Source organism: Pseudomonas sp. NPDC089996 (genome assembly GCF_044748405.1).
Lineage (GTDB): Bacteria > Pseudomonadota > Gammaproteobacteria > Pseudomonadales > Pseudomonadaceae > Aquipseudomonas.
This window is the reverse complement of sequence record NZ_JBIVGA010000004.1, coordinates 233960-258910: the sequence shown is the minus strand read 5'-3', so window position 1 is coordinate 258910 and position 24951 is coordinate 233960. Positions and strand designations below refer to the sequence as shown.

Genomic DNA, 24951 nt, shown 5'->3' with positions numbered 1-24951 from the left:
AAATTACCGCCATTCTAGGGCGAACGGGCGGATTTGTCTTGGCGGGGTGTGCCTTGGGGCGGGGCCGGGCATAATGCAGATTATGTCTACATTCCCAGGAACACCCGCATGACCCAGATCAGCGTCGAACGCAAACACTCCCTCGGCCGCGAGGCCGCCCGCGCCAAGGCCGAAGCGCTGGTCGACAAGCTCAGCCGCGAATACGACCTCAAGGCCACCTGGAACGGTGACCGGGTGGACGTGGCGCGCAGCGGCGCCAACGGCAGTGTGCACATCGGTGACGACAGCATTCGCGTGGAATTGAAGCTCGGCATGATGCTGTCGATGATGAGCGGGACCATCAAGGGCGAGATCGAGCGCGCCCTGGACAAGGCCCTGGCCTGAGTCGCCCTGCCTCACCTTAGGGTGAGGTTTCTAATTTACTTGCCTACCTTATGCTCAAGCCCAACCTCCATGGGCGGTTCCTCCCCTCCACTCATGAGCATGAGGTACAGAGCATGGCCAAAGTGAATGTGAAGATTAAGGACGACGCCCAGAGCACCCTGGGCGAGGTGCGTGGCTACGCACGCAAGATCTGGCTGGCCGGCATCGGCGCCTACGCCCGCGTCGGCCAGGAAGGCTCCGACTACTTCAAGGAGCTGGTCAAAGCCGGTGAAGGCGTAGAGAAGCGTGGCAAGAAACGCATCGACAAAGAGCTCGACGCCGCCAACCACCAGCTCGACGAAGCGGGTGAAGAAGTCAGCCGCGTACGCGGCAAAGTCGAGGTTCAACTCGACAAGATCGAAAGAGCTTTCGACGCACGGGTAGGCCGCGCCTTGAATCGCCTTGGCATTCCGTCTAAACATGACGTTGAGGCGTTGTCCATCAAGCTTGAACAGCTGCATGAGCTGCTCGAGCGCGTCGCGCACAAACCATAAGGAGAGCAGGATGGCTGGCAAGAAGAATTCCGACAAAGACGGCAGCTCCTGGGTCGGCGGGATCGAGAAGTACTCCCGCAAGATCTGGCTGGCAGGGCTGGGTATCTATTCGAAGATCGACCAGGACGGCCCGAAGCTGTTCGACTCGCTGGTGAAGGATGGCGAGAAGGCCGAGAAGCAGGCGAAGAAGACCGCCGAAGATGTCGCTGAAACGGCCAAGTCCTCGACCACTTCGCGCGTGTCTGGCGTGAAGGACCGTGCGCTGGGCAAGTGGAGCGAACTCGAAGAAGCCTTCGACAAGCGCCTGAACAGCGCCATCTCGCGCCTGGGCGTACCAAGCCGCAACGAGATCAAAGCCCTGCACCAGCAAGTGGACAGCCTGACCAAGCAGATCGAGAAACTGACTGGCGCTTCGGTCACCCCGGTCTCCGCGCGCGCTGCGGCGGCCAAGCCGGCAGCCAGCAAGGCGGCAGCCAAGCCACTGGCCAAGCCAGCGGCAAAAACCGCCGCAGCCAAGCCGGCGGCCAAAACCGCCGCAGCCAAGCCCGCTGCCAAGACTGCAGCGGCCAAGCCTGCTGCGAAACCGGCAGCCAAGCCTGTGGCAGCCAAGCCTGCCGCGGCGAAGAAGCCGGCCGTGAAAAAGGCTCCGGCCAAACCGGCAGCCGCCAAGCCGGCGGCACCTGCGGCCAGCGCCGCGCCGGCCGCAACTGCAGCGCCAGCACCGACCGCCGCGCCTGCCAGCAATCCGCCTTCGGCACCAACCGGCACCGGTACCCTGATCTGATACCGCGTCGCCCTCTTCGCGGGCACGCCCGCTCCCACAGGTACAGCACAAGCCTCAAGGGCAGTGATTATCCTGTGGGAGCGGGCGTGCCCGCGAAGGCCACACCGCCGAACCTGCAGGCTCACCCCTCCAGATACCGCACCGCCAACTCTTCTGCTGCCGCCCGTGCCTGCACCTGCAGATGCGGCGCCACCAGCATCATCACCTGATACACCACGATGCCCACATCGCCCTCGCGTCCCAGCACCCGTTGGTAGTCCAGCGAGAACATCAGGGTCAGGGTGATCTGCTCTACCAACTGCCCCAATGCCTGCGTCTCACTGACCACTTGCCCCTGGCCCTTGAGGCTGGCCAGCAGTGCCGCCAGCGTACGCTTGAGGGCGTTGATCAGGCTGCGCATGCCCCGCGCCAGCTTGGGCAGGCGCCCGGTCAGGTTGGACAGGTCCTGGAACAGGAAGCGGTACTGGGCCATGCGCTCGACGATCAGGTGCAGGAACAGCCAGTAGTCCTCGGCCTCCAGGCGTACCTCCAGCGGTGGGTCCAACAACGGCATCAGCGCTTCCTCGAAACGGTCGAACAGCCCGTGAATCAAGGGTTCCTTGCCATGGAAGTGGTAATACAGGTTGCCCGGGCTGATGCCCAGTTCGTTGGCGATCTCCAGGGTCGATACGTTGGGCTCGCCCTGCTCGTTGAACAGCTGCAGGGCGCATTCGAGGATACGGTCGCGGGTCTTCATCCAGTCGGCGTGCTCATCGGGTCAGGACGTAGGTGCCTGGCGCAGGGCCCAGCGGTGGATAGGTGGCGTTGCCCAGCTCGGTGCGTGGCGCCTTGAGCGGGCCAGAGCGCGGTGTGATCCACTCCAGCCACAGCGGCCACCAGCTGCCGTCGCGGCGCTGCGCGTCATGGAACCAGGCGCGTGGGTCGCTCGATAGCCTGGGGTTTTCCAGGTAGTACGCCTTGGGGTTGCCGGGCGGGTTGATGATGCTCTGGATGTGCCCGCTGTTGGCCAGCACGAACTGCCGGTCGCCACCGAGCAGCAAGGCCGAGCGGTACACCGCGTCCCATGGGGTGATGTGATCGTTGCTGCCCGCCACGGTGAAACTGTCGAGGTCGACCTGCTTGAGGTCGATCGGGGTGCCGCACACTTCCAGCCCCGCGGCGTGAGCCAGCGGGTTGACCTTGAAGAAGTCCAGCAGGTCGCCATGCAGGGCGGCCGGCAGGCGTGTGCTGTCGGCGTTCCAGTAGAGGATGTCGAAGGCCGGCGGAGTCTTGCCGAGCAGGTAGTTGTTGACCCAGTAGTTCCAGATCAGGTCGTTGGGCCGCATCCAGGCGAAGATCCGCGCCACCTCGCCACCGTCCAGCACGCCGCGCTGGTACGAGCGCCGCTTGGCCGCCTCGAGGGCCTGCTCGTCGGCGAACAGGCTGACGGGGCTGTCGAACTTGCTGTCCAGCAGGCTGACCAGGTACGTGGCGCTGCGTACACGGCGCAGTTGATGCTTGGCCTGCAGGTGGCCCTGCAGCGCGGCCATGGTCAGGCCCCCGGCGCAGGCGCCCATCAGGTTCGGGTCGCGGTTGCCGCTGATGCTGCGGCAGGCGTTGAGCGCTTCTTCCAGTGCCTGTACATAACTCGACAGGCCCCACTCACGGTGGCGAGGGTCGGGGTTGCGCCAGCTGACCATGAACACCTGCAGGCCGTTCTTGAGCATGTACTGGACGAAGCTGTTGGTCGGCTGCAGGTCGAAGATGTAGTACTTGTTGATCTGTGGCGGGACCACCAGCAGGGGCCGGGCGTGCTGCTTCTCGCTCATCGGCTTGTACTGGATCAGCTCCAGCAGGTCGTTGCGGAACACCACGGCGCCGGGCGTGGCGGCCAGGTTGCCGCCGACTTCGAAGGCGCGCTCGTCCACCTGGCGCGGTAGGCCGTCGTTGTGGCGCAGATCGTCGAGCAGGTGAGCGACGCCACGCACCAGGCTTTGCCCGCCGGTGTTGAACAGCTCCTTGACCGCCAGCGGGTTGAGCAGCGAATTGCTCGGTGCCAGGGCGTCGTTGATCAGGCTGAACAGAAAGTGCGCACGGGCCCGGTCATCGTCGCTCAGGTGGCTTTCCTCGATCCACAGGCGGGTCTGCTTCTGCCAGGCCAGGTAGGCCTGCAGGCTGCGCCGGTAGAACGGATTCTGGCTCCACGTCGGATCATTGAAGCGTGCATCACGCGCGTTCGGCTGATAAGGCGTGTCGCCCAGCATCACCCGCCCCAGCTGACCGCCCAGGGCCAGCAGGTGGCGGGCGGTGTGCAGCGGGTTGCGCAGGCCGTGGCGGCCAACGCTGCGCAGGGTGGAAATCAGGTCGCGCCCGCGCACGCCGAGGATGGCGTTCTGCACGTTCATGCTGGTGGCGGGGAGCGTTGACGTTCCTTTGGCCGGTTTTTCTTTCATGGCAACGACTCCCTTGTCAGGCCACGGTCGTACTCATCAGTCGTGCTCGTGCAACAGCAAGCAACAATTCAGCCACCAGAGGCCGGACTGGGGTGCATGACCGCGCGCTGACGCTCTTGCTGGAGAAACTTCATGATGATGGGGGCGACGGCTTCGGCCCGAGTGATCAGGAACAGATGGCCGTCGTCGATAATGTGTAGCTGGGCATTGGGAATTCGCCAGGCCAGCAGGCGCATGTTGACCAGCGGGATCAGCGGGTCGTCGTCGCCGGCCAGCACCAGGGTCGGCTGCTGGATCTTGTGCAGCCAGTGGATGCTGGTCCAGCCAAGGCCCGCGAACAGCTGCCAGTAGTAGCCCAGCTTGCCGCCGGAGCGGACCTTGGATGCGTGGTGCATGGCCAGGTCCGGGTCGCGGCGAAAACCACCGCCATAGATCATCGGCGCAATGCGGATGACATGCGATGGCTGCACGTAGCGCCTGGGGCTGGCCATCATCCACAGCACCTTGGGCTTGCCGGGCACCATCACCGCCCCCGCAGCAGTTGCCGCCAGCACCAGTTTCTTGCAGCGCTCGGGGTAGTCGTGGGCGAACTGCTGGGCCAGTGCGCCGCCCCAGGACACGCCAATGACATTGACCTGGCCATAGTCCAGGTAATCGAGCATGCGTGCTGTCAGCTTGGCCAGGCCGGGAAAGCGGTACGGGTGGCGAGGGGTGGACGAGCCGCCAACGCCAGGTACGTCGAAGGCGATGACTTCCAGGTCCGGGTCCAGCGCCTCGATGAACGGGAACACCAGTTCCAGGTTGGCGCCGATGCCGTTGAAGATCAGCAGCGGCGTCAGGTGCGGCTTGCCCGGGCGCACCGCGGTGCGGATGGATTGGTCGTCCAGCTCGACGGTGCGAAAAATATAGGGTAGCGGCATGCGCGTGGCTCTGTGGCTTGATGATGCACCGTGGCGCGCTCCGAGCGGCCACGGTATTGAGGCTCAACGCTCGTGGACGTAAGTCCCCGGCGCGGCCTCGCCTGCGGCAAAGGCACGGTTGCCCAGGCGTGTCGGTGCCTTTTTCAGGTCGCCCGCACGTTCGCCCAGCCAGGTCTGCCAGTGCAGCCACCAGGAGTCGGCATGCTTCTCGGCATTCTCCTGCCAGGCCACCGGGTCGCCCGGGCGGTCGGCACCGGTCATGAAGCGCGCCTTGGGGTTGCCTGGCGGGTTGAGGATGCTCTGGATGTGGCCGCTGTTGGACAGCACGAACTCGATCTTGCCGCCGAACAGGTGTGCCGAGCGGTAGCACGATTGCCACGGGGTGATGTGGTCGGAGGTACCGGCGACGCTGAAGATGTCGCACTGCACCTTCTTCAGGTCGATGGCGGTGCCGCACACTTCCAGTGCATCCGGGCGGATCAGTGGGTTGTTCTTGAACAGCTCGATCAGGTCGCCGTGGAAAGCGGCGGGCAAGCGCGTGGTGTCGTTATTCCAGAACAGGATGTCGAATACCGGTGGCTCGTTGCCGAGCAGGTAGTTGTTGACCCAGTAGTTCCAGATCAAGTCATTGGGACGCATCCAGGCGAACACCTTGGCCATGTCGCTGCCTTCGAGCACCCCCGACTGATAGGAGTGGCGCTTGGCGGCCTCGAGCGTCTGCTCGTCGACGAACAGCGCGACTTCGGTGTCCATGGTGGTATCCAGCACGCTTACCAGCAGGGTCAGGGCATTGACCTTCTGTTCACCCAGCGCGGCGTAGTGGCCGACCAGGGCGGTGCAGGTGATGCCGCCAGAGCAGGCGCCGAGCATGTTCAGGTCTTTGCTGCCGGTGATGGCCAGTACCGCATCGACCGCTTCCTTGAGCGCATCGATATAGGTCGACAGGCCCCACTCGCGCTGGGCCTTGGTCGGGTTGCGCCAGCTGATGATGAAGGTCTGCTGCTGGGAGCGCAGGCAGAAGCGCGCCAGGCTCTTTTCCGGGCTCAGGTCGAAGACATAGAACTTGTTGATCTGTGGCGGGACCACCAGCAGCGGGCGGGCATGCACCTGCTCGGTGATGGGGCTGTACTGGATCAGCTCAAGCACATCGTTGCGGTAGACCACGGCGCCTTCGCTGGTGCCAAGGTTCTTGCCCACCTCGAACGCATCCATGTTGACCTGGCTGGGCATGCCGCCATTGTTGACCACGTCCTTGGCCAGGTTGGACAGGCCGTCCAGCAGGCTCTTGCCGCCGGTTTCGAAGAAGCGTTTGACCGCTGCCGGGTTGGACAGGGTATTGGTCGGTGCCATGGCCTCGGTCATCAGGTTGATGACGAACTGGCCGCGGATGATGTCCTGGGGCGTCAGGTCGCTGCTGCCGATCCACTCCTGCAGCTCCTTGCGCCAGGCCAGGTACGTCTGCAGGTAACGGCGGTAAAGCGGGTTCTTGCTCCACGCCGGGTCCTGGAAGCGACGGTCGTCACCTTCCGGGGCGAGGCTGGATTTGCCCAGCAGCACGTTCTTCAGCTCCAGGCCGAAGTGCGCCACATGCTTGGCACTGTGCAGCGGCTGGCGCACGGCCTGACGCAACACGGTACGCGCAGAGCTCAGCAGGTCCTTGCGGCGGATGCCGATGACCGGGTTCAGCCCCAGGGTGTTTTCCGAGGCTTGCCGCTGCAACTCATCGTTGTTCTTGTTACTCATCTACGACGCTCCGTTGTCCTGAGACGAGTACCGGATTGCTGTGGCGCAAGGCACAGCGGACAGCCCGGTACTGCTACTCGGGTGACCAGTGATAAGGAACAGCGGTGCTGCGGGCCGGATGCATTCGGCGATGAGCTGCGGGGGATTCTGCGTGTGAAGACAGCCTGCTTTCGCTCGCGACCTCTACATACCGGCCAGTGCCTGATTGCCTTCGAGGCGATGCAGGGAACTTGCCAGCTCCATTGGTTACCCGACTTTCATGTAATGCGCAAGACAACCCGTTCAAGCGTTGTCTGTAAGGCATTCAAACAGATGAGATTAGAAAATGCGCTCTAAACCTTGGAGGGCTTGAGTTAGAGCATGAGTTTGACCACCGATTCCGCCGGATCGCGGGATTTGCCTGCCTTGTGCAGTTCATCGAGATACTCGGCCCACAGCTGCTCCTGGCGCAGGCACAGTTGCTCGAGGTACTCCCAGGTGAACAGGCCGCTGTCATGGCCGTCGTCGAAGGTCAGTTTCAGTGCGTATTGGCCAGCAGGCTCCAGGCCGATGAGGCCGACATTGATCTTGCCGAATTGCAGGATGGGGTTGCCGTGGCCCTGGACCTCGGCGGAGGGGGAGTGCACGCGCAGGAATTCGGCGGGCAGCTGATAGGCCTCGCCGGGGGCATAGGTGAGGCTGAGGGTCTTGGAGGCTTTGTGCAGGTTGATGGCGGTGGGCAGGCGGGCCATGGGCTGAAATCTCTGGGAGCTGATGGAGTTAGCTTCCAGCTTCTTGTGCAGGGATTCAAGGGCCCTTTCGCGGGCACGCCCGCTCCCACAGGGATCGTGCGGTCCCTGTGGGAGCGGGCGTGCCCGCGAAGAAGGCGACGCGGTATTACAGGATGTAGCGCGACAGGTCTTCGTTCTGCGCCAGCTCACCCAGGTGGCCGTTCACATACGCGGCATCGATCAGAATCGGTGCTTCGTCGTGAGTGCTGGCCAGGTCACCGGCACTGAACGACACCTCTTCGAGCAAACGCTCGAGCAGGGTGTGCAGGCGGCGGGCACCGATGTTCTCGGTCTTCTCGTTGACCTGGAAGGCGATCTCGGCCAGGCGCTTGATGCCGTCGGCGGCGAACTCGATGTTCAGGCCTTCGGTCTTGAGCAGCGCACTGTACTGCTCGGTCAGCGAGGCGTGCGGCTCTTGCAGGATGCGCTCGAAGTCTTCCGGGGTCAGCGCCTTGAGCTCGACACGGATCGGCAGGCGGCCTTGCAGCTCCGGCACCAGGTCGCTCGGCTTGCTCAGGTGGAACGCGCCAGAAGCGATGAACAGGATGTGGTCGGTCTTGACCATGCCCAGCTTGGTGTTGACGGTGCAGCCTTCGATCAGTGGCAGCAGGTCGCGCTGTACGCCTTCACGGGATACATCGGCACCGCCGACATTGCCACGCTTGGCCACCTTGTCGATTTCGTCGATGAACACGATGCCGTGCTGCTCGACCGCTTCCAGGGCCTTGGCCTTGAGCTCTTCCTCGTTGACCAGGCGGCTGGCTTCCTCGTCGCGCACCATCTTCAGTGCTTCCTTGACCTTCAGCTTGCGGGTCTTGCGCTTGCCCTTGCCCATGTTGGCGAACAGGCTCTGCAGCTGGTTGGTCATTTCTTCCATGCCGGGTGGCGCTGCGATTTCGACGCCCATGTTCTCGGCGACGTCGATCTCGATTTCCTTGTCATCCAGCTGGCCTTCGCGCAGGCGCTTGCGGAACAGCTGGCGGGTGTTGGAATCGCTGCTGGTCTGCGCGGCTTCTTCGTTGAAGCTGGTTACCCGCGCCTGCGGCAGCAGGGCGTCGAGGATGCGGTCTTCGGCGGCGTCTTCGGCGCGGTGGCGTACGCGGACGATTTCCTGCTCGCGCAGCATCTTCAGCGCGGCATCGGCCAGGTCACGGATGATCGACTCGACGTCACGGCCCACGTAGCCCACTTCGGTGAACTTGGTGGCTTCGACCTTGAGAAACGGCGCATTGGCCAGCTTGGCCAGGCGGCGGGCGATTTCGGTCTTGCCGACGCCGGTCGGGCCGATCATCAGGATGTTCTTCGGCGTCACTTCGGCGCGCAGCTCGGCGGGGAGCTGCATGCGCCGCCAGCGGTTGCGCAAGGCGATGGCGACGGCGCGCTTGGCGTCGTCCTGGCCGATGATGTGGCGGTTGAGTTCGTGGACGATCTCGCGGGGGGTCATGGACATGATCAATACGGTCCTGAGGCGGAGTGTTCGGCGTGGAAAAGTCCCGCTACGTGCGGGACGCCAGAACAGCGGATCACTCGGCCAGGTCCTGCTCCTCGATGGTCAGGTTGTGGTTGGTGAACACGCAGATGTCACCGGCGATGTTCAGGGCGGCCTCGGTGATTTCCCGGGCCGACAAGTCGGTCTTGTTCAGCAGGGCGCGGGCTGCGGCCTGGGCGTAGCCGCCACCGGAGCCCATGGCGATCAGGCCGTCTTCGGGCTCGACCACGTCACCGTTGCCGGTGATGATCAGCGATGCGTCCTTGTTGGCCACCGCCAGCATGGCTTCCAGGCGGCTCAGGGAGCGGTCGGTGCGCCATTCCTTGGCCAGCTCGACGGCGGCACGCACCAGGTGGCCGGAGTGTTTCTGCAGCTGGGCTTCGAAGCGCTCGAACAGGGTGAAGGCATCGGCGGTGGCACCGGCGAAACCGGCGATCACTTCGCCGTTGTACAGGCGACGGACCTTCTTGGCGTTGCCTTTCATCACGGTGTTGCCGAGGGATACCTGGCCGTCGCCGCCCATGACGACTTTGCCATGACGGCGGACAGAAACGATGGTGGTCAAGGGAGAGTCTCCACGCAGCGGGGCAAAATTGCCTGATGCAGACTCATATGGGGGTGGGGGGAAGGATTTCAACCGGGGGGGATGAATGGTTGCTGCAGGCTCAAGGTCGAGCGCGATCAATGTGGGAGCGGCCTTGCGTCGCGAAAGGGCCGCAAAGCGGCCCCGGCAATCTATGCATGATGCAGAGATCCTGGGGCCGCTACGCAGCCCTTTCGCGACGCAAGGCCGCTCTCACAGGGTTACTCAGGCCTCGTGGCAGACGTGCCCATCGACCAAGGTATAACGCACGGCCGCCGGCAGGCAGTGGCCGATGAACGGGCAGTTTTCACCGCGCGACAGCCATTGCTCGCCGGCAATCGTCGAGGCCTTGGCATCGAACAGCACCAGGTCGGCCGCACCGCCCACTTTCAGCTCGCCAGCCGGCAGGCGCAGGGCCTTGGCCGGGCCGCTGCTCAGGCGGGCAAGCAGGGTCGGCAGGTCGAGCAAGCCGTCCTCGACCAGGGTCATGGCCAGCGGCAGCAGCAGTTCGACGCTGCTGATGCCCGGTTCGGTGGCGCCGAACGGTGCCAGCTTGGCATCGCGCTCATGGGGCTGGTGGTGGCTGGAGATCGCCTGGATCACCCCCGACTTCACCGCCTCGCGCAGGCCGTCGCGGTCGGCGGCGGTACGCAGTGGCGGCTGCACGTGATACAGGCTGGAGAACTCACGCAGCGACTCGTCGGTGAGAATGAGCTGGTACAACGCGACGTCTGCGGTCACCGGCAGGCCCAGCTGCTGGGCCTGAGCGATCAGCCGAGCGCCACGGGCGCTGGTGATCTGGGTGAAGTGCGCGCGCACGCCGGTCTGCTCCACCAGCAGCAGGTTGCGCGCCAGGGCCACGGTCTCGGCGGTCTCGGGGATGCCGGGCAGGCCGAGGAAGCTGGCCATGGCTCCTTCGTGAGCGAGGCCACCCTGGGCCAGGTCGCGGTCCTGGGAGTGGAACACCACGGTCAGGTCGAAGGTGGCGGCATATTCAAGGGCACGAGCCAGGGTGCGGTTGTTGGGGATTTCCTTCAGGCCGTTGCCGAAGGCCACGCAACCGGTGTCGCGCAGGGCAACCAGTTCGGCCAGCTGTTCGCCTTCCAGGCCCTTGGTCAGTGCACCGATCGGGTAGACCTTGCTGTTGGCGGCTTCGCGGGCGCGGTCGAGGATCAGCTCGGCCACTGCCGAGGTATCCAGCACCGGCTTGGTCTGCGGTGGGCAGCACAGGCTGGTGACGCCGCCAGCCACGGCGGCGCGGGTTTCACTGGCGATGGAGCCCTTGCGGCTGTAGCCCGGTTCGCGCAGCGAGACGCCGAGGTCGACCAGGCCGGGTGCGGCGATCAGGCCGTCGGCATTGATCGTGCGGCTGGCGCTGAAGCCGGCTGGGGCGGCGCCGATGGCAACAATGAGCCCGCCATCCAGATGCAGGTCGGTGACCTGGTCCAGGCCGCTGGCAGGGTCGATCACCCGGGCGCCAAGAATGCTGATGGTCACTGGGCGTTCTCCTGGTCGAATTGACGTTGCGCGTTCTGCCCGCTCATGGCCATGGACAGCACGGCCATGCGCACGGCGATGCCGTAGGTGACCTGGTTGAGAATCACCGAGTGCTTGCCGTCGGCCACCGCCGACTCGATCTCCACACCGCGATTGATCGGGCCAGGGTGCATGACGATGGCGTCGGGCTTGGCGCCGGCCAGGCGCGCGGTAGTCAGGCCGAACAGGCGGTAGAACTCGCCTTCGCTGGGCAGCAGGCCGCCGGCCATGCGCTCACGCTGCAAGCGCAGCATGATCACCACGTCGACGTCCTTGAGGCCTTCGGCGAGGTCGGTGTAGACCTTCACGCCGTACTGCTCGATACCGATCGGGATCAGGGTTTTCGGGCCGATCACGCGGATGTCCGGGCAGCCCAGCGCCTTCAGCGCGAGCATGTCGGAGCGGGCCACGCGCGAGTGCAGGATGTCGCCGACGATCGCCACCGAGAGGTTCTCGAAGCTGCCCTTGTGGCGGCGGATGGTCAGCATGTCGAGCATGCCCTGGGTCGGGTGCGCGTGGCGGCCGTCACCGCCGTTGATCACGGCGACGTCCGGGCATACGTGTTCGGCGATGAAGTGCGCGGCGCCGGAGTCGGAATGGCGCACGACGAACATGTCGGCGGCCATGGCTTCAAGATTGCGCAGGGTGTCGAACAGGGTTTCGCCCTTGCTGGTCGAGGAGGTCGACACGTTCAGGCTGATCACGTCGGCCGACAGGCGCTGGGCGGCCAGTTCGAAGGTGGTGCGGGTACGGGTCGAGTTCTCGAAGAACACGTTGCACACGGTCTTGCCGCGCAGCAACGGGACCTTCTTCACGGCCCGGGCGCCGACTTCGAGGAACGAGTCGGCAGTGTCGAGGATCTCGGTGAGCAGTTCACGGGGCAAACCGTCAAGCGAGAGGAAATGGCGCAGCTGGCCCTGGTCATTGAGCTGCAGCGGGCGCTTGGCGTCGATTGGCGTCATCGCGAGGGGACTCTTAAAGGGCAGAAGCGGTGGCAAGGTCCTGGCGCTCGAGGGCGAGCGGTGCGGGGCCGGTCAATTTTACCCGTTCATGGGCGGCAAGCGACAGGGTGGCGCCGAGCACATTCGGGCGGATGGGCAGTTCGCCAGCATCCAGGTCGAGCAGGCACACCAGGGTGACACTGGCCGGGCGGCCGTAATCGAACAGTTCGTTGAGCGCGGCGCGGATGGTGCGGCCGCTCATCAGCACGTCGTCGATCAGCACCAGGTGCTGGCCTTCGACCTCGAACGGCAGCTCCGACGGGCGCACCTGCGGATGCAGACCGTTCTGGCTGAAGTCATCGCGGTAGAACGACACGTCCAGGGTGCCGAGCGGGCTTTGGTCGGCCATTTCTTCCTGCAGAGCCTGGGCAACCCAGACGCCGCCAGTGCGGATGCCGATGAAGCGCGGCTCGGTGATGTTGCGGCGGGCCAGATGGGCGCGAAGGTCGACAGCCATCTGCCGGATCAGGTCGGCGGGATTGGGTAGGCTCATTGCGTGTCTCCTGGAGGACGCCGGGCTGGCCCGACGGCAGGGCGAAAAATCAGGTGTTGGCCTCCAGCCACCCTTGCAGCAGCAGGGCAGCGGCGATGGCATCGACAGGGTTGTCGCGGTAGCTGCCGCGCTGGCCGCCTCGGGACAGGCGCTCACCCTTGGCCTCGAAGGTGGTCAGGCGTTCGTCGTGGGTGTGCACCGGCAGGTTGTAGCGGCCGTTGAGGCGACGGGCGAACTTTTCCGCACGCTCGCTCATTTCGCTGGGCGTGCCGTCCATGTTCAGCGGCAGGCCCACGACGATGGCATCAGGCTTCCACTCCTTGATCAGCCTTTCCACCTGGGCCCAGTCCGGCACGCCGTTCTGCGCTTTCAGGGTACAAAGCTCGCGGGCCTGGCCGGTGATCACCTGGCCGACGGCCACGCCGATCTGTTTGGTGCCGTAGTCGAAGCCCAGCAGCAGGCGTAGCTCAGGGTGCAGTTCGGCCATCAGGCGTGGCCCGCTTGGCTGGTCAGCAGGCTGAGGTTGATGCCCAGGCTGGCAGCTGCGGCGCCCAGGCGCTGTTCGCTGGCCAGGCCAAAGAGGATGTCCGGGTCGAACGGGCAGTTGAGCCAGGCGTTGTCAGCCAGCTCCGCTTCCAGTTGGCCCGCCTCCCAGCCGGCGTAGCCGAGGGTGATGAGGCTTTGTTTCGGGCCGACCCCGGCGGCGATGGCAAGCAGCACATCCTGTGAGGTGCTCAGTGACAGGCCCTCTAGTGCCACGGTGGCCTGGAAGCTGCATTCACTGCTGTGCAGCACGAAGCCGCGGTCGGTCTGTACCGGGCCACCCTGGTAGATCGGCACCTGCAGGGTGCTGGCCGGTGGCTCCTCGTCCGGGCGCAACTGCTCGAGAATGTCCGCCAGGTTCAGCTCCTGTGGCCGGTTGACCACCAGGCCCATGGCGCCATTGGCGTTGTGCTCGACGATGTACGTGAGGGTCTGGGCGAAGTTCGGATCGGCCATGTGCGGCATGGCGATCAGGAACTGATGCTTGAGGTAGCTCGGGGTGAGGGTTTTCATGGGGGATAGTGTGGCGCCAGGTGGCGAGGCTGACAAGGTGCTCAGCTTGGCTGTTTTGGGGCTGCTGTGCAGCCCTTTCGCGACACAAGGCCGCTCCTACAGGGATCGCGCGGTTGCTGTAGGAGCGGCCTTGTGTCGCGAAAGGGCCGCAAAGCGGCCCCGGCAATCTCGGATCAGTTACTGGACAGGCGGTCGCCGCGCGCAAAGCGCCAGGTGCGGATGATCTCCAGCCGGTCGAATTCCGCCAAGTCCCCGGTAAACGGCGCAAAGGGCGCCGCCAGCCGCACGATGCGCTGCGCTGCCTGGTCCAGCACCGGCTGCCCGGAGGACTCCAGCACCAGCACCTCGTACAGCGAGCCATCGCGGTTGATCGACACCATCATTCGCAAATTGCCGTAGATCTGCTGCCGGCGTGCCTCGTCGGGGTAGTTCAGGTTGCCGACCCGCTCGACCTTCTTGCGCCACTCTTCCTTGTACCAGGCGCCCTTGTCGCGCATGGTCGAAGCCGCATTCAGGCGGTGAATGCGCGGGCGCTTGGCGTACATCTGCTGCTCGTTGGACAGCTCCGCCTCGAGGCTGGCGATCTGGCTCGACAGCTGCGAGCTGTCAAAGTCCGGTGTGGCCGCTGCCGGTTTGGGCTGCGGCTTGCTTTCCTTGGGCTTGGGCTCGATCTTCTGTGCTTTAGGCGCCTGGGTCGCCACGGCGGACTTCTTCGGCGTGGGCGGCGGTGGCACGTCGGGCTTGGCTGCAGGAGGCGGGGTGACCTTGTTGATCTTGCTGTCCTGGAACGGTGCCACCTCGGTGGTGGTCGGCACCGCTTTCTTTTCCAGGGTGCCGCTGCCCTGCTGGTTGTCCTGGGCCTGGAAATCAGCCTTCTCTGGCGCTTTTTCGCTTTTGAAGGTGGCGAGGGTAATGTCCATGGTCTGGCGGATTTCTGCCGGTTTGACCACGGTAAAACCCACGCCAAGGATCAGCGCCAGGTGCACCAGGGCAGCCAGGAACAGGGTAAAGCCAAGCCTGTCCACCGGGCGAACGCTCGGTGGCAGCAGGGCGGCGGGGATATCGGCAGGCAGCGTCATCGGGTATCCAGCAACCGCAGGGCGGGGCAGCAGCTCAGTCGAAAAGGACCGGCATCATACCCCACTCCGCGCATTTGCTCCGCGTCGGCGGTCAGCGCGCCTGGAGCTGGCGATCAATGGCATCCATCAGCTTGCCACCGATATCGGTGTTGTAGGCAGCGTCGATCTCGCGGATGCAAGTGGGGCTGGTGACGTTGATTTCGGTGAGGTAGTCGCCGATCACGTCGAGGCCGACGAACAGCAGGCCCTTTTCACGCAGGGACGGGCCGACCTGGGCGGCGATCCAGCGGTCGCGCTCGGTCAGCGGGCGGGCTTCGCCACGGCCACCGGCGGCCAGGTTGCCACGGGTTTCGCCACTGGCCGGGATACGGGCGAGGCAATAGTCGACCGGCTCGCCATCGATCATCAGGATGCGCTTGTCGCCATCCTTGATCTCGGGCAGGTAGGCCTGCGCCATGATCTGCTGGCCGCCGTGCTGGGTCAGGGTCTCGAGGATCACCGAGAGGTTGGGGTCGCCCGCGCGGTGGCGGAACACCGAAGCGCCGCCCATGCCGTCCAGCGGCTTGAGGATCACGTCGCCATGGGTGCTGGCGAATGCACGCAGGATGTCGGCGCGGCGGCTGACCAGGGTCGGTGCCATGCACTGCGGGAACTGGGTAGCGAACAGCTTTTCGTTGCAGTCGCGCAGGCTCTGCGGGCGGTTCACCACCAGCACGCCTTCGCGCTCGGCCTGCTCCAGCAGGTAGGTGCTGTAGACGAACTCCATGTCGAAGGGTGGGTCCTTGCGCATCAGCACCACGTCCAGCTCGGCCAGGGCGCTGTCCTGCTCTTCACCCAGCTCGAACCAGCGCGCCGGGTCGGCGAACACCTTCAGCGGGCGCATGCGGGCGCGGGCCTTGCCTTCGCCGTGGTAAAGGTCGCGCTGCTCCATATAGAACAGGCTCCAGCCACGGGCCTGGGCAGCCAGCAACATGGCCAGCGAGCTGTCCTTCTTGTAGGAGATGGACGCGATCGGGTCCATGACAATGCCGAGGCGAACGCTCATGGGGTGGTTCCTCTTGGCGGCCCGTGGCCGCGGTGAATCGAAAGAAAAGTGGCTCAGGGTGGCGCCGTGAGCGCCGCGGGTCAAGGGGGCTGCAGATGGAACGGCCCCCCGGAGTGTGCTAAAAATGCCCTCAGCTTCAAGCGTCAGGCCATTCGTGGCTTGCCGCCCCACTGTGCAGCGACGGTAGCGCAACTTATGGAACAACCCCTGAAGGTGATGGTGATCGACGATTCCCGCACGATCCGCCGCACCGCACAGATGTTGCTCGGCGAAGCGGGCTGCGAGGTGATCACCGCCAGTGACGGCTTCGATGCCCTGGCCAAGATCATCGACCACCAGCCACAGATCATCTTTGTCGACGTGCTGATGCCCCGCCTGGACGGCTATCAGACCTGTGCGGTGATCAAGCACAACAGCACCTTCAAGGACATCCCGGTGATTCTCCTGTCGTCTCGCGATGGCCTGTTCGACAAGGCCCGCGGCCGGGTGGTCGGTTCCGACCAGTTCCTGACCAAACCATTCAGCAAGGAAGAACTGCTCGACGCGATCAGGGCCCATGTGCCCGGTTTCGCCGTGCCCGAACAACCCACACCCTGACCGCGCCGCGCTGGCGCGGCCTTCAATTTCCTGATGGGGAAACAGCATGGCCCGCGTTCTGATTGTCGATGACTCGCCGACAGAGATGTACAGATTGACCGAATGGCTGGAAAAGCATGGTCACCAGGTGCTCAAGGCCAGCAACGGTGCCGACGGTGTGGCCCTGGCCCGCCAGGAAAAGCCGGATGCGGTGCTGATGGACATCGTCATGCCTGGCATGAACGGCTTCCAGGCTACCCGCCAGTTGAGCAAAGACCCGGAAACCAGCGCCATCCCCGTGGTGGTGGTGACCACCAAGGACCAGGAAACCGACCGTATCTGGGCCACGCGCCAGGGCGCCCGCGACTTTCTGACCAAACCGGTGGAAGAAGATGCGTTGATCGCCAAGCTCAAAGAAGTACTGGGCGCTTGACCACCCGCCCGCAGGGGGCGTCGCTGACCGCCTTCGAGCTGTTGCTGGACATCGACCGGCGCTGCCGCCTGCTGGTGGCCGACCAGCCGCCACAGGACACGCGCCTGCAACAATGGAGCGGCATCGGTTTTCGCATTGCCGGGCAGTGGTTCGTCGCCCCCATGGGGGAGGTCGCCGAAGTGCTGCGCGAGCCGCGCAGCAGCCGCGTGCCTGGCGTACAGCCGTGGGTGTGTGGCGTGGCGAACCTGCGCGGCCGGCTGTTGCCGGTAATGGATTTGAGCAGTTTCTTCGGCCTTGGCCCGGTTGCGCCAGGCAAGCAACGGCGGGTGCTGGTGCTGGACCATGAAGACCTGTTCGTGGGCCTGCTGGTCGACGAGGTGCTGGGCCTTCAGCACTTCGCCCTGAGCAGCCTGGAACTGTCGCCACCGCAGCCGCTGCTGCGTGCCGCTGCCCGCTTCGTGCAGGGGCATTTTGCGCGTGAACGCAACTGGGCGATCTTCAGCCCCTTCGCCCTGGCCCAGGCGCCGGGCTTTCTTGACGTGGCGCTATAGGACTTTCGAACGTGAACAAGCCGGCCACCCCAGTCGTCCCCGCCAGCATGACCCCACGCACGCGCAGCATCGTGCAGATCACCGTCTTGTTCGTGATCCTGATCCTGTCGATCATCCTGTTGTTCGCCAACTTCGCGTACCTCAATACCCAGGCCAATCACGACAAGCAGTACATCGGCCATGCCGGCGAGCTGCGGGTGTTGTCCCAGCGTATCGCCAAGAACGCCACCGAGGCGGCAGCGGGCAAGGCCCTGGCATTCAAGCTGCTGTCGGACGCGCGCAACGATTTCGAGCGGCGTTGGAGCTACCTGCGCGAAGGCGACAAGTCCACCGGCCTGCCTGCGGCGCCGGCCGCGGTGCGTGATGAAATGGAAGCGGTGCGCCAGGACTGGGAAAACCTGCGCAAGAACACCGATACCATTCTGGCCAGCGAACAGACCGTGCTGTCGTTGCACCAGGTGGCGGCGACCCTGGCCGAAACCGTGCCGCAGCTCCAGGTCGAGTATGAAAAGGTTGTCGAGATCCTGCTGCAGAGCGGTGCCCCGGCCAACCAGGTAGTAGTAGCCCAGCGCCAGTTGCTGCTGGCCGAGCGCATTCTGGGGTCGGTCAATACCGTACTGGCCGGTGATGACACGGCGGCGCAGGCCGCCGATACCTTCGGCCGCGATGCCAGCCGCTTTGGCCAGGTGCTCGAAGGCATGCTGGGCGGCAACCCGGCCATCCAGGTAACCCGCGTCGAGGACGCTGATGCCCGCGCCCGCCTGGCGGAAATCGCCGAACTGTTCCAGTTCGTGGCCGGTTCGGTCGATGAAATCCTCGAGACCTCGCCCGAACTGTTCCGGGTACGCGAAGCGGCCGGCAACATCTTCAGCCTGTCGCAGACCCTGCTCGATGAAGCCTCGCATCTGGCCAACGGTTTCGAAAACCTGGCCAGCGGCCGCACCCTCGATACCGTCGGGGGTTATGCGCTGGGTATGCTGGCATTGGCGTCGATCATCCTGATCGGCCTGGTGATGGTCCGCACCACCCACCGGCAGTTACATGAGACCGCCGAGAAGAACGAACGCAACCAGCAGGCGATCATGCGCCTGCTCGATGAAATCGAAGAGCTGGCCGACGGTGACCTGACCGTCACCGTGTCGGTGACCGAAGACTTCACCGGCGCCATCGCCGACTCGATCAACTACTCCGTCGACCAGCTCCGTGACCTGGTGGCCACCATCAACCATAGCGCCGAGCAGGTTGCCGCTGCCGTGCAGGACACGCAGAACACCGCGCGCCAGCTGGCCAAGGCCTCGGAGCATCAGGCCGAGCAGATCAGCGAAGCGTCCGAGGCAGTCGGTGACATGGTCGAGTCGATCGACCGGGTTTCCGCGCATGCCTATGAGTCGGCCAAGGTCGCCGAGCGCTCGGTGGCGATCGCCAACAAGGGCAACGAGGTGGTGCACAACACCATCAATGGCATGGACAACATCCGCGAGCAGATTCAGGACACCGCCAAACGGATCAAGCGCCTGGGTGAGTCGTCCCAGGAAATCGGCGACATCGTCAGCCTGATCGACGATATTGCCGACCAGACCAACATCCTAGCCCTCAATGCCGCCATTCAGGCCTCGCTGGCGGGTGAAGCCGGCCGCGGCTTTGCCGTGGTCGCCGACGAGGTGCAGCGCCTGGCCGAGCGGTCGTCCTCGGCGACCCGGCAGATCGAAGCGCTGGTGCGGACCATCCAGGCTGACACCAACGAGGCGGTGATCTCCATGGAACAGACCACCGCCGAAGTGGTGCGCGGTGCGCGCCTGGCCCAGGATGCCGGCGTGGCATTGGCCGAGATCGAAGGTGTATCGCAGAACCTTGCCGAACTGATCCACAGCATCTCCGATGCAGCCCAGTTGCAGACCTCTTCGGCGGGGCAGATTTCCCACACCATGGCGGTGATCCAGCAGATCACCGCGCAGACTTCCGCCGGCTCCGGCGCCACCGCCGACAGCATTCGCCACCTGGCGCGCATGGCCAGCGAGATGCGCCGCTCTGTCTCCGGTTTCACCCTGCCGGCCCCTGCCGAGCGACGCTGAGGAACGCTGCATGGCATCTGCCACTTTGAGCCCCGAGCGCCACGATACCGTGGCCCTGGCCTGGACCCGCGCCGCCATCCTCGACTGCCTGGGCCAGGCCCGTCAGGCTCTGGAGCGTTTTGCCGGCGAAACCGACGACTTGTCGATGCTGGCCTTCGTTGTGGATAACCTGCATCAGGTACACGGCTGCCTGCGCATGCTCGAGCTGCGCGGCGCCATGCGCCTGGCCGAAGAACTGGAGCTGCTGGCCCAGGCCATGGCCGACGGCCAGGTAAGCCCGCGCGGTGATTGCCTGGGGCCGCTGTTCCGCGGTCTGGAGCAATTGCCGTCCTACCTGGAGCGGCTGCGCGGCGCACGCCATGACCTGCCGCTGGTGATGCTGCCGCTGCTCAACCAGCTGCGTGCCTGCCGTGGCGTCGAACCCTTGGCCCAGGCCAGCCTGATCAGTGGCGCCGCGCAGCGCTTTGCAGGTTCCGATGACCTGGCCAACCTCGACCTGTCGCTGGGCAACTGGCGCGAGCAGATTCAGGCCGGGCCGGGGCGCGATGCCCTGCGCTCGGTGGTCACCGCATTGTGTGACGACCTGGTACGGATCAAGGAGCGGCTGGACCCGTTCGTGCGCGGTGACCGCCAGCACAGCGAAGACCTGGAAGCGCTGCTCGCGCCTTTACGCCACGTGGCCGACACCCTGGCGGTGCTGGGCTTCCAGCAGCCCCGGCGGGTGATCATCGACCAGGTGCTGGCGCTGCAGGCCCTGGCCCAGGGCGAACGCACGGTGGACGACGCGGTATTGATGGATGTGGCCGGTGCCCTGCTGTACGTGGAGGCCACGCTTGACGGCATGGTCCTGCCGCTGGAAGAAGGCGGGCAGGGCGGCCTGCCGGGTTCTGACCTGGCCGAAATTCGTCAGCTGGTGCTGAACGAGTCGCTGTCGGTGCTGCAACAGGCCAAGGACCTGATCGGCGATTGCCTGGAGTCCGGCTGGCCAAGGCAACGTCTGCAGCCACTGCCGGGCCTCTTGCAGCAGGTGCGCGGCGCCCTGGCGATGCTGATGCTGCCAGCCGTCGCCGAAGTGTTCGCCGGTTGCGCGGGCTATGTGCAAGCCTGGCTGCAGCACCTGGACGTGGAGCCACCAGCGGACGAGCTGGTACACCTGGCTGAGGCCCTGAGCGCCGCCGAGTGCTACTTGCAATGGCGGGTCGCCGACCCGTTGGCCGATGCTCAGCCGTTCCTCGACATGGCCTGCGCCAGCCTGACGGCACTGGGCGTGCAATGCACCCATGCTGGCCAGCCCGAGGCGCAGGACGGCAGCGATGGCATCGATGATGAATTGCGTGAGGTGTTCCTCGAAGAAGCCGGCGAATTGTTGCCGGAGATCGAACGGCACTGGTTGCGCTGGCGCGCCGACAACAGCCGCCGCGACGCCCTGAACGAGGTACGTCGTGATCTGCATACGCTCAAGGGCAGCGGGCGCATGGTGCATGCCGAGGCGGTGGCCGAGCTGGCCTGGGGCGGTGAGCACCTGCTCAACCGGGTGCTGGAAGGGCGCATCGCCTTGACCCCGGAGGGCGCGGTGGCGCTGCAACAGGTGTTTGTCCATCTGCCTGACCTGCTGGCCGACTTCGCCGCTGGCCAGCTGCCGCAATTGACCGAGATCGAACAGCTGGCCAGTCACCTGCACGCCCTGGCCGAGAACGACACGCCGGTCAGCGCCGATATCGATGGCCTCGACCCGCAGCTGCTGGACATCTTCCGCAACGAAGCTAAAGGCCACCTGGCCAGCCTTGAAGGCTTTCTGCAAAGCGCCAACGGCCAGGGCAGCGAAGTCAGTGACAGCCTGCAGCGCGCCTTGCACACCCTCAAGGGCAGCGCGGCCATGGCCGGCGTCATGCCGATCGCCGAGCTGGCCACTGCCTTCGACCGCCTGGTGCGCGAATATCGGGGCCACCAGCTACCGTTGCAGGCGCCGGAGATGCAATGGCTGCAAATTGCCCATGGTCAGTTCCAGCAAGGTTTAGGGCAACTGGGCAGCACGCCGCTGGCTGCCATCCCGGGTGCCGCCCAATTGATCGAGCAGGTCGGTGAAGCCGTGGACCTGCGCCTGGCCAGCCTGCATGCCGAACCCCAGCACACCCGTCATGGCAAGCGCGACCCGCAGCTGATCGCCAGCTTCCTGGCCCAGGCCATGGATATCCTGCTGGACGCCGAGTCATTGTTGTCGCGCTGGCAGCAACAGCCAGGGCAGCGCGAACCTCTGGATACCTTGCTCGATGAGCTGACCAGCCTTGGCCACGCCGCACACCTGGCCGACCTGTGGCAGATGGATGCAGTCTGCGAAGCGCTGCTCGACCTTTATGGCGCCGTGGAAGAGGGCAGCCTGGGTGCCAGCCCGCACTTCTTCGCGGTTGCCCGGCAAGCCCATGAGGCGCTGCTGGACATGCTCGACGAAGTGGCTGCCGGGCAGCAAGTCAGCCCGCGGCCTGACTGCGTCGATACCCTGCGCGGCATGCTCGACGGTGCCTTGGCGCCGGATGCCACCGGCCTGGTGAGCCGCGACGCCGTGACGCCGCTGTCCGATCTGTCGGAGCTGGCCGATGAAGCCGAAAGCCCGGGCGACCAGGAGTTGCTGGACGTCTTCCTCGAGGAAAGCTCGGACATCGTCGAAAGCGCCGCTGCTGCCCTGGCCCGCTGGCAAGCTGACCCGCGCAGCAGCGTCGAGGTGGAGAACCTGTTGCGTGACCTGCACACCCTCAAGGGAGGCGCGCGCATGGTGGAGATCACAGCCATCGGCGACCTGGCCCATGAACTGGAATTCCTTTACGAACTGCTTGCCGCCGGGCGCCTGCCGCCGAGCGGGGCGCTGTTCGCGCTGCTGCAGAACTGCCATGACCGGCTGGCGCACATGCTCGATGCCGTGCGCCTGGGCCAGCCGTTGCATGCCGCCACCGCGCTGATCGACTACATCCGCAACTTCAGCAGCGCCGCGCTGACCGACAGTGCGGCCGGGCAGGCCCCGGCTGAAGCCGCACCGGCCGAAATACCGGCCGCGGCCCCGGAGCGGGCACCTGGCGACATGGTCAAGGTCGACGCCGAACTGCTTGATGACCTAGGTAACCTTGCCGGCGAGCATTCGGTCATTCGCGGCCGTATCGAACAGCAGGTGAACGACGCCCAGTTCGCCCTCAACGAGATGGAAACCACCCTGGAGCGCATGCGCGACCAGCTGCTGCGCCTGGACATCGAGACCCAGGGGCGGATCAGCAGCCGTCAGGCGTTCGAGGGGGATGCCTACGAAGACTTCGACCCGCTGGAAATGGACCGCCATTCGCAGTTGCAGCAGTTGTCGCGGGCGCTGTTCGAGTCGGCCTCCGACCTGCTCGACCTCAAGGAAACCCTGACCCAGCGTGCCCAGGAGGCGTACAGCCTGCTGCAGCAACAGGCGCGGGTTAACAGCCAGCTGCAGGAAGGCCTGACCGCCACCCTGATGGTGCCATTCGAACGCCTGGTGCCGCGCTTGCAGCGGGTGGTCCGCCAGGTGGCCAGCGAATTGGGCAAGCAAGTCGAGCTGGTGGTCGGCAACGCCGAGGGCGAGCTGGACCGCAGCGTGCTCGAACGTATGGTCGCGCCACTGGAGCACATGCTGCGCAACGCTGTCGACCATGGCCTGGAAGCGCGCGAGGCGCGCCTGGCCGCAGGCAAGCCCGAGCAGGGCACCATTCACCTGAACCTTCTGCATGAAGGTGCCGACATCGTCATCGAGATGACCGACGACGGTGCCGGCGTGCCGCTGGAGGCAGTGCGGCGCAAGGCGATCAAGCGCGGCCTGCTGGACCCGCAGGCTCAGCTGAGCGACCACGAGATCCTGCAGTTCATCCTGCGCCCGGGCTTTTCCACGGCAGAGAAGATCACCCAGATTTCAGGGCGCGGTCTGGGCATGGATGTGGTGCACGAAGAGGTCAAGCAGCTGGGCGGCTCGATGACCATCGAGTCCGCCCAGGGCAAGGGCGCACGCTTCCTGATCCGCCTGCCGTTCACCGTGTCGATCAACCGGGCGTTAATGGTGCATCTGGGGGAGGAGCAGTACGCCATCCCACTCAACACCATCGAAGGCATCGTGCGTGTGCCACCGGCCGAACTGGCCGCCTGTTACGAGTTGAATGCTCCACGTTACGTGTATGGCGGCCATGAGTATGCGTTGCGTTACCTCGGTGAGTTGCTGCAGGGGCTGCCGCGCCCCGTGCTGTTGGGGCAGAGCGTGCCGTTGCCGGTGTTGCTGGTGCACTCCCATGAGCAGTCGTTCGCCATCCAGGTGGACAGCCTGTCGCCGAGCCGCGAGATCGTGGTGAAGAGCCTCGGCCCGCAGTTTGCCGCCGTGGCGGGGCTGTCGGGGGCGACCTTGCTCGGTGATGGCCGGGTGGTGCTGATCCTGGACCTGCTGGGCCAGCTGCGTGGCCAGCAGCGGCGGCTGGCACGGCTGCCCGGTGGCAGCGGGGTGCAGCGCACCTTGTTCGGCCCGGCATCGCGGCGGGCAACGCTGGTAATGGTGGTGGACGACTCGGTCACCGTGCGCAAGGTCACCAGCCGCCTGCTGGAGCGCCATGGCATGAGCGTGCTGACCGCCAAGGATGGGGTCGATGCCATGGCCCTGCTGGAAGAGCACCGCCCGGACGTGCTGTTGCTGGATATCGAGATGCCGCGCATGGACGGTTTTGAAGTGGCCACCCGCGTTCGCCGCGACGAGCGCCTGAAAGACCTGCCGATCATCATGATCACCTCGCGTACCGGGCAGAAGCACCGCGACCGGGCCATGGCCATTGGCGTCAACGACTACCTGGGCAAACCCTATCAGGAGTCGGTGCTGCTGCAGAGCATCGCCCACTGGAGCCAGACCCATGCTTGAACTGATTGCAGGGCAACGCAGCAGCCTGACTGGCCTGCTGCTGCCGCTGGGCGACCGTATCCTGGTGTTGCCCAACGTTGCCGTGGTCGAGCTGATCGGCCAGCGCAACCTGGTGTGTGAACCCGGCGATCCCGCCTGGCACCTGGGGTGGATCGACTGGCGGCAGCAGCAATTGCCGCTGATAGGTTTCGAGGCAGCCTGTGGTGGTGAGACGCCGTGTGGCGAGCGGGCGCGGATCGTGGTGCTCAACGCACTGGGGGATACCGGCCTGCGCTATCTGGCGGTGTTGCTGCAGGACATTCCTCGCTCGTGCAAGCTGGACAGCCAGCTCAATTATGTGGATGTGCCGCTTGGTAGTCTGGAGCTGGCCGCCGTGCAGGTGGGCGAGCAGGTGGCGCGGGTGCCGGACCTGGCTGGGCTGGAAAGGCTGGTGCGTGACGCGGAACTGCAACCTGCCCTTGGGTAGGATGTTCGGGCTGATGGCTCTTCCGCGGGGCAAGCCCGCTCCTACACGGGTCTCGCATTACCTGTAGGAGCGGGCTTGCCCGCGAAAGGGCCGGAACAGGCTGGC

Annotated in this window: 23 protein-coding genes; 9 read left to right on the top strand and 14 right to left on the bottom strand. The window is 65.1% G+C overall.

The window, feature by feature from the left end:
• The first annotated feature begins 108 nt into the window (after nt 1-108).
• The 3 genes from ACIPW4_RS09030 to ACIPW4_RS09020 all read left to right on the top strand — a co-directional run bounded on the left by ACIPW4_RS09030 (nt 109) and on the right by ACIPW4_RS09020 (nt 1701).
• Nucleotides 109-384, top strand: a complete 276-nt coding sequence (locus ACIPW4_RS09030; protein WP_033701930.1) for a polyhydroxyalkanoic acid system family protein — start codon at nt 109-111, stop codon at nt 382-384.
• 113 nt (nt 385-497) lie between these two features.
• The gene (locus ACIPW4_RS09025; protein ID WP_400656847.1) at nt 498-917 is read left to right on the top strand and encodes a phasin family protein; all 420 of its coding nucleotides are present in this window, start codon (nt 498-500) and stop codon (nt 915-917) included.
• Nucleotides 918-927: 10 nt separating this feature from the next.
• On the top strand, nt 928-1701 hold the full coding sequence (locus ACIPW4_RS09020) for a phasin family protein (RefSeq protein ID WP_400656845.1): 774 nt from the start codon (nt 928-930) through the stop codon (nt 1699-1701).
• A 121-nt stretch (nt 1702-1822) separates the two neighbouring features.
• Here the strand turns inward: ACIPW4_RS09020 and ACIPW4_RS09015 are convergent, their stop codons facing one another.
• The 14 genes from ACIPW4_RS09015 to gshB form a co-directional block, all read right to left on the bottom strand.
• A complete protein-coding gene (locus ACIPW4_RS09015; RefSeq protein ID WP_400656843.1) occupies nt 1823-2437 on the bottom strand; it encodes a TetR/AcrR family transcriptional regulator in 615 nt (204 codons plus the stop codon).
• 13 nt (nt 2438-2450) lie between these two features.
• Entirely contained in the window at nt 2451-4133 is a 1683-nt protein-coding gene (gene phaC, locus ACIPW4_RS09010) for a class II poly(R)-hydroxyalkanoic acid synthase (protein ID WP_400656841.1), read from the bottom strand.
• 68 nt (nt 4134-4201) lie between these two features.
• Complete coding sequence (gene phaZ / locus ACIPW4_RS09005; RefSeq protein WP_400656839.1) at nt 4202-5053, bottom strand: poly(3-hydroxyalkanoate) depolymerase; 852 nt, start codon at nt 5051-5053, stop codon at nt 4202-4204.
• A gap of 63 nt (nt 5054-5116) precedes the next feature.
• Nucleotides 5117-6796, bottom strand: coding sequence for a class II poly(R)-hydroxyalkanoic acid synthase (phaC, locus tag ACIPW4_RS09000; RefSeq protein WP_400656837.1), 1680 nt, complete (start codon nt 6794-6796; stop codon nt 5117-5119).
• Nucleotides 6797-7149: 353 nt separating this feature from the next.
• Nucleotides 7150-7527: a gamma-butyrobetaine hydroxylase-like domain-containing protein gene (locus tag ACIPW4_RS08995; protein WP_400656835.1), complete on the bottom strand. Its 378-nt coding sequence runs from the start codon at nt 7525-7527 to the stop codon at nt 7150-7152.
• A 145-nt stretch (nt 7528-7672) separates the two neighbouring features.
• A complete protein-coding gene (hslU, locus tag ACIPW4_RS08990; RefSeq protein ID WP_400656832.1) occupies nt 7673-9016 on the bottom strand; it encodes an ATP-dependent protease ATPase subunit HslU in 1344 nt (447 codons plus the stop codon).
• A gap of 73 nt (nt 9017-9089) precedes the next feature.
• Nucleotides 9090-9620: an ATP-dependent protease subunit HslV gene (gene hslV, locus ACIPW4_RS08985; protein ID WP_400656830.1), complete on the bottom strand. Its 531-nt coding sequence runs from the start codon at nt 9618-9620 to the stop codon at nt 9090-9092.
• A gap of 243 nt (nt 9621-9863) precedes the next feature.
• On the bottom strand, nt 9864-11135 hold the full coding sequence (locus ACIPW4_RS08980) for a dihydroorotase (RefSeq protein WP_400656828.1): 1272 nt from the start codon (nt 11133-11135) through the stop codon (nt 9864-9866).
• Nucleotides 11132-12136, bottom strand: a complete 1005-nt coding sequence (locus ACIPW4_RS08975; protein WP_008099987.1) for an aspartate carbamoyltransferase catalytic subunit — start codon at nt 12134-12136, stop codon at nt 11132-11134. Before ACIPW4_RS08975 ends, ACIPW4_RS08980 begins: the two co-directional genes overlap by 4 nt.
• A gap of 13 nt (nt 12137-12149) precedes the next feature.
• Nucleotides 12150-12668: a bifunctional pyr operon transcriptional regulator/uracil phosphoribosyltransferase PyrR gene (gene pyrR / locus ACIPW4_RS08970; protein ID WP_400656826.1), complete on the bottom strand. Its 519-nt coding sequence runs from the start codon at nt 12666-12668 to the stop codon at nt 12150-12152.
• 49 nt (nt 12669-12717) lie between these two features.
• Complete coding sequence (gene ruvX, locus ACIPW4_RS08965) at nt 12718-13155, bottom strand: Holliday junction resolvase RuvX (RefSeq protein WP_400656824.1); 438 nt, start codon at nt 13153-13155, stop codon at nt 12718-12720.
• Nucleotides 13155-13724 carry a YqgE/AlgH family protein gene (locus ACIPW4_RS08960; protein WP_400656823.1) on the bottom strand — a complete coding sequence of 190 codons (570 nt, stop codon included), beginning with the start codon at nt 13722-13724 and terminating at the stop codon, nt 13155-13157. Before ACIPW4_RS08960 ends, ruvX begins: the two co-directional genes overlap by 1 nt.
• A gap of 173 nt (nt 13725-13897) precedes the next feature.
• Nucleotides 13898-14803, bottom strand: coding sequence for an energy transducer TonB (locus ACIPW4_RS08955; RefSeq protein ID WP_400656821.1), 906 nt, complete (start codon nt 14801-14803; stop codon nt 13898-13900).
• A 91-nt stretch (nt 14804-14894) separates the two neighbouring features.
• Nucleotides 14895-15848 (bottom strand): glutathione synthase, encoded by a 954-nt coding sequence (gene gshB, locus ACIPW4_RS08950; RefSeq protein WP_400656819.1) that lies wholly within the window; start codon nt 15846-15848, stop codon nt 14895-14897.
• Between the two features lie 195 nt (nt 15849-16043).
• On the opposite strand from gshB, the gene ACIPW4_RS08945 reads away from it, so the two are divergent.
• Genes ACIPW4_RS08945 through ACIPW4_RS08920 form a run of 6 tightly spaced genes read left to right on the top strand, consistent with a single transcriptional unit; the run spans nt 16044 to nt 24846 of the window.
• Nucleotides 16044-16445 carry a PleD family two-component system response regulator gene (locus tag ACIPW4_RS08945; protein ID WP_400656817.1) on the top strand — a complete coding sequence of 134 codons (402 nt, stop codon included), beginning with the start codon at nt 16044-16046 and terminating at the stop codon, nt 16443-16445.
• 46 nt (nt 16446-16491) lie between these two features.
• Nucleotides 16492-16857 (top strand): twitching motility response regulator PilH, encoded by a 366-nt coding sequence (gene pilH, locus ACIPW4_RS08940; RefSeq protein WP_085676684.1) that lies wholly within the window; start codon nt 16492-16494, stop codon nt 16855-16857.
• Entirely contained in the window at nt 16854-17408 is a 555-nt protein-coding gene (locus ACIPW4_RS08935; RefSeq protein ID WP_400656815.1) for a chemotaxis protein CheW, read from the top strand. Before pilH ends, ACIPW4_RS08935 begins: the two co-directional genes overlap by 4 nt.
• A gap of 47 nt (nt 17409-17455) precedes the next feature.
• Nucleotides 17456-19480, top strand: a complete 2025-nt coding sequence (locus tag ACIPW4_RS08930) for a methyl-accepting chemotaxis protein (protein ID WP_400657239.1) — start codon at nt 17456-17458, stop codon at nt 19478-19480.
• Nucleotides 19481-19490: 10 nt separating this feature from the next.
• Nucleotides 19491-24380: an Hpt domain-containing protein gene (locus ACIPW4_RS08925; protein WP_400656813.1), complete on the top strand. Its 4890-nt coding sequence runs from the start codon at nt 19491-19493 to the stop codon at nt 24378-24380.
• Nucleotides 24373-24846: a chemotaxis protein CheW gene (locus ACIPW4_RS08920; RefSeq protein WP_400656811.1), complete on the top strand. Its 474-nt coding sequence runs from the start codon at nt 24373-24375 to the stop codon at nt 24844-24846. Before ACIPW4_RS08925 ends, ACIPW4_RS08920 begins: the two co-directional genes overlap by 8 nt.
• Nucleotides 24847-24951 lie beyond the last annotated feature (105 nt).

Coding starts and splice junctions, on each gene's coding strand:
- ACIPW4_RS09030 (WP_033701930.1), top strand. CDS start 109: ATGACCCAGATCAGCGTCGAACGCAAACACTCCCTCGGCCGCGAGGCC.
- ACIPW4_RS09025 (WP_400656847.1), top strand. CDS start 498: ATGGCCAAAGTGAATGTGAAGATTAAGGACGACGCCCAGAGCACCCTG.
- ACIPW4_RS09020 (WP_400656845.1), top strand. CDS start 928: ATGGCTGGCAAGAAGAATTCCGACAAAGACGGCAGCTCCTGGGTCGGC.
- ACIPW4_RS09015 (WP_400656843.1), bottom strand. CDS start 2,437: ATGAAGACCCGCGACCGTATCCTCGAATGCGCCCTGCAGCTGTTCAAC.
- phaC (WP_400656841.1), bottom strand. CDS start 4,133: ATGAAAGAAAAACCGGCCAAAGGAACGTCAACGCTCCCCGCCACCAGC.
- phaZ (WP_400656839.1), bottom strand. CDS start 5,053: ATGCCGCTACCCTATATTTTTCGCACCGTCGAGCTGGACGACCAATCC.
- phaC (WP_400656837.1), bottom strand. CDS start 6,796: ATGAGTAACAAGAACAACGATGAGTTGCAGCGGCAAGCCTCGGAAAAC.
- ACIPW4_RS08995 (WP_400656835.1), bottom strand. CDS start 7,527: ATGGCCCGCCTGCCCACCGCCATCAACCTGCACAAAGCCTCCAAGACC.
- hslU (WP_400656832.1), bottom strand. CDS start 9,016: ATGTCCATGACCCCCCGCGAGATCGTCCACGAACTCAACCGCCACATC.
- ACIPW4_RS08975 (WP_008099987.1), bottom strand. CDS start 12,136: ATGACGCCAATCGACGCCAAGCGCCCGCTGCAGCTCAATGACCAGGGC.
- pyrR (WP_400656826.1), bottom strand. CDS start 12,668: ATGAGCCTACCCAATCCCGCCGACCTGATCCGGCAGATGGCTGTCGAC.
- ruvX (WP_400656824.1), bottom strand. CDS start 13,155: ATGGCCGAACTGCACCCTGAGCTACGCCTGCTGCTGGGCTTCGACTAC.
- ACIPW4_RS08960 (WP_400656823.1), bottom strand. CDS start 13,724: ATGAAAACCCTCACCCCGAGCTACCTCAAGCATCAGTTCCTGATCGCC.
- ACIPW4_RS08955 (WP_400656821.1), bottom strand. CDS start 14,803: ATGACGCTGCCTGCCGATATCCCCGCCGCCCTGCTGCCACCGAGCGTT.
- gshB (WP_400656819.1), bottom strand. CDS start 15,848: ATGAGCGTTCGCCTCGGCATTGTCATGGACCCGATCGCGTCCATCTCC.
- ACIPW4_RS08945 (WP_400656817.1), top strand. CDS start 16,044: ATGGAACAACCCCTGAAGGTGATGGTGATCGACGATTCCCGCACGATC.
- pilH (WP_085676684.1), top strand. CDS start 16,492: ATGGCCCGCGTTCTGATTGTCGATGACTCGCCGACAGAGATGTACAGA.
- ACIPW4_RS08930 (WP_400657239.1), top strand. CDS start 17,456: ATGACCCCACGCACGCGCAGCATCGTGCAGATCACCGTCTTGTTCGTG.
- ACIPW4_RS08925 (WP_400656813.1), top strand. CDS start 19,491: ATGGCATCTGCCACTTTGAGCCCCGAGCGCCACGATACCGTGGCCCTG.
- ACIPW4_RS08920 (WP_400656811.1), top strand. CDS start 24,373: ATGCTTGAACTGATTGCAGGGCAACGCAGCAGCCTGACTGGCCTGCTG.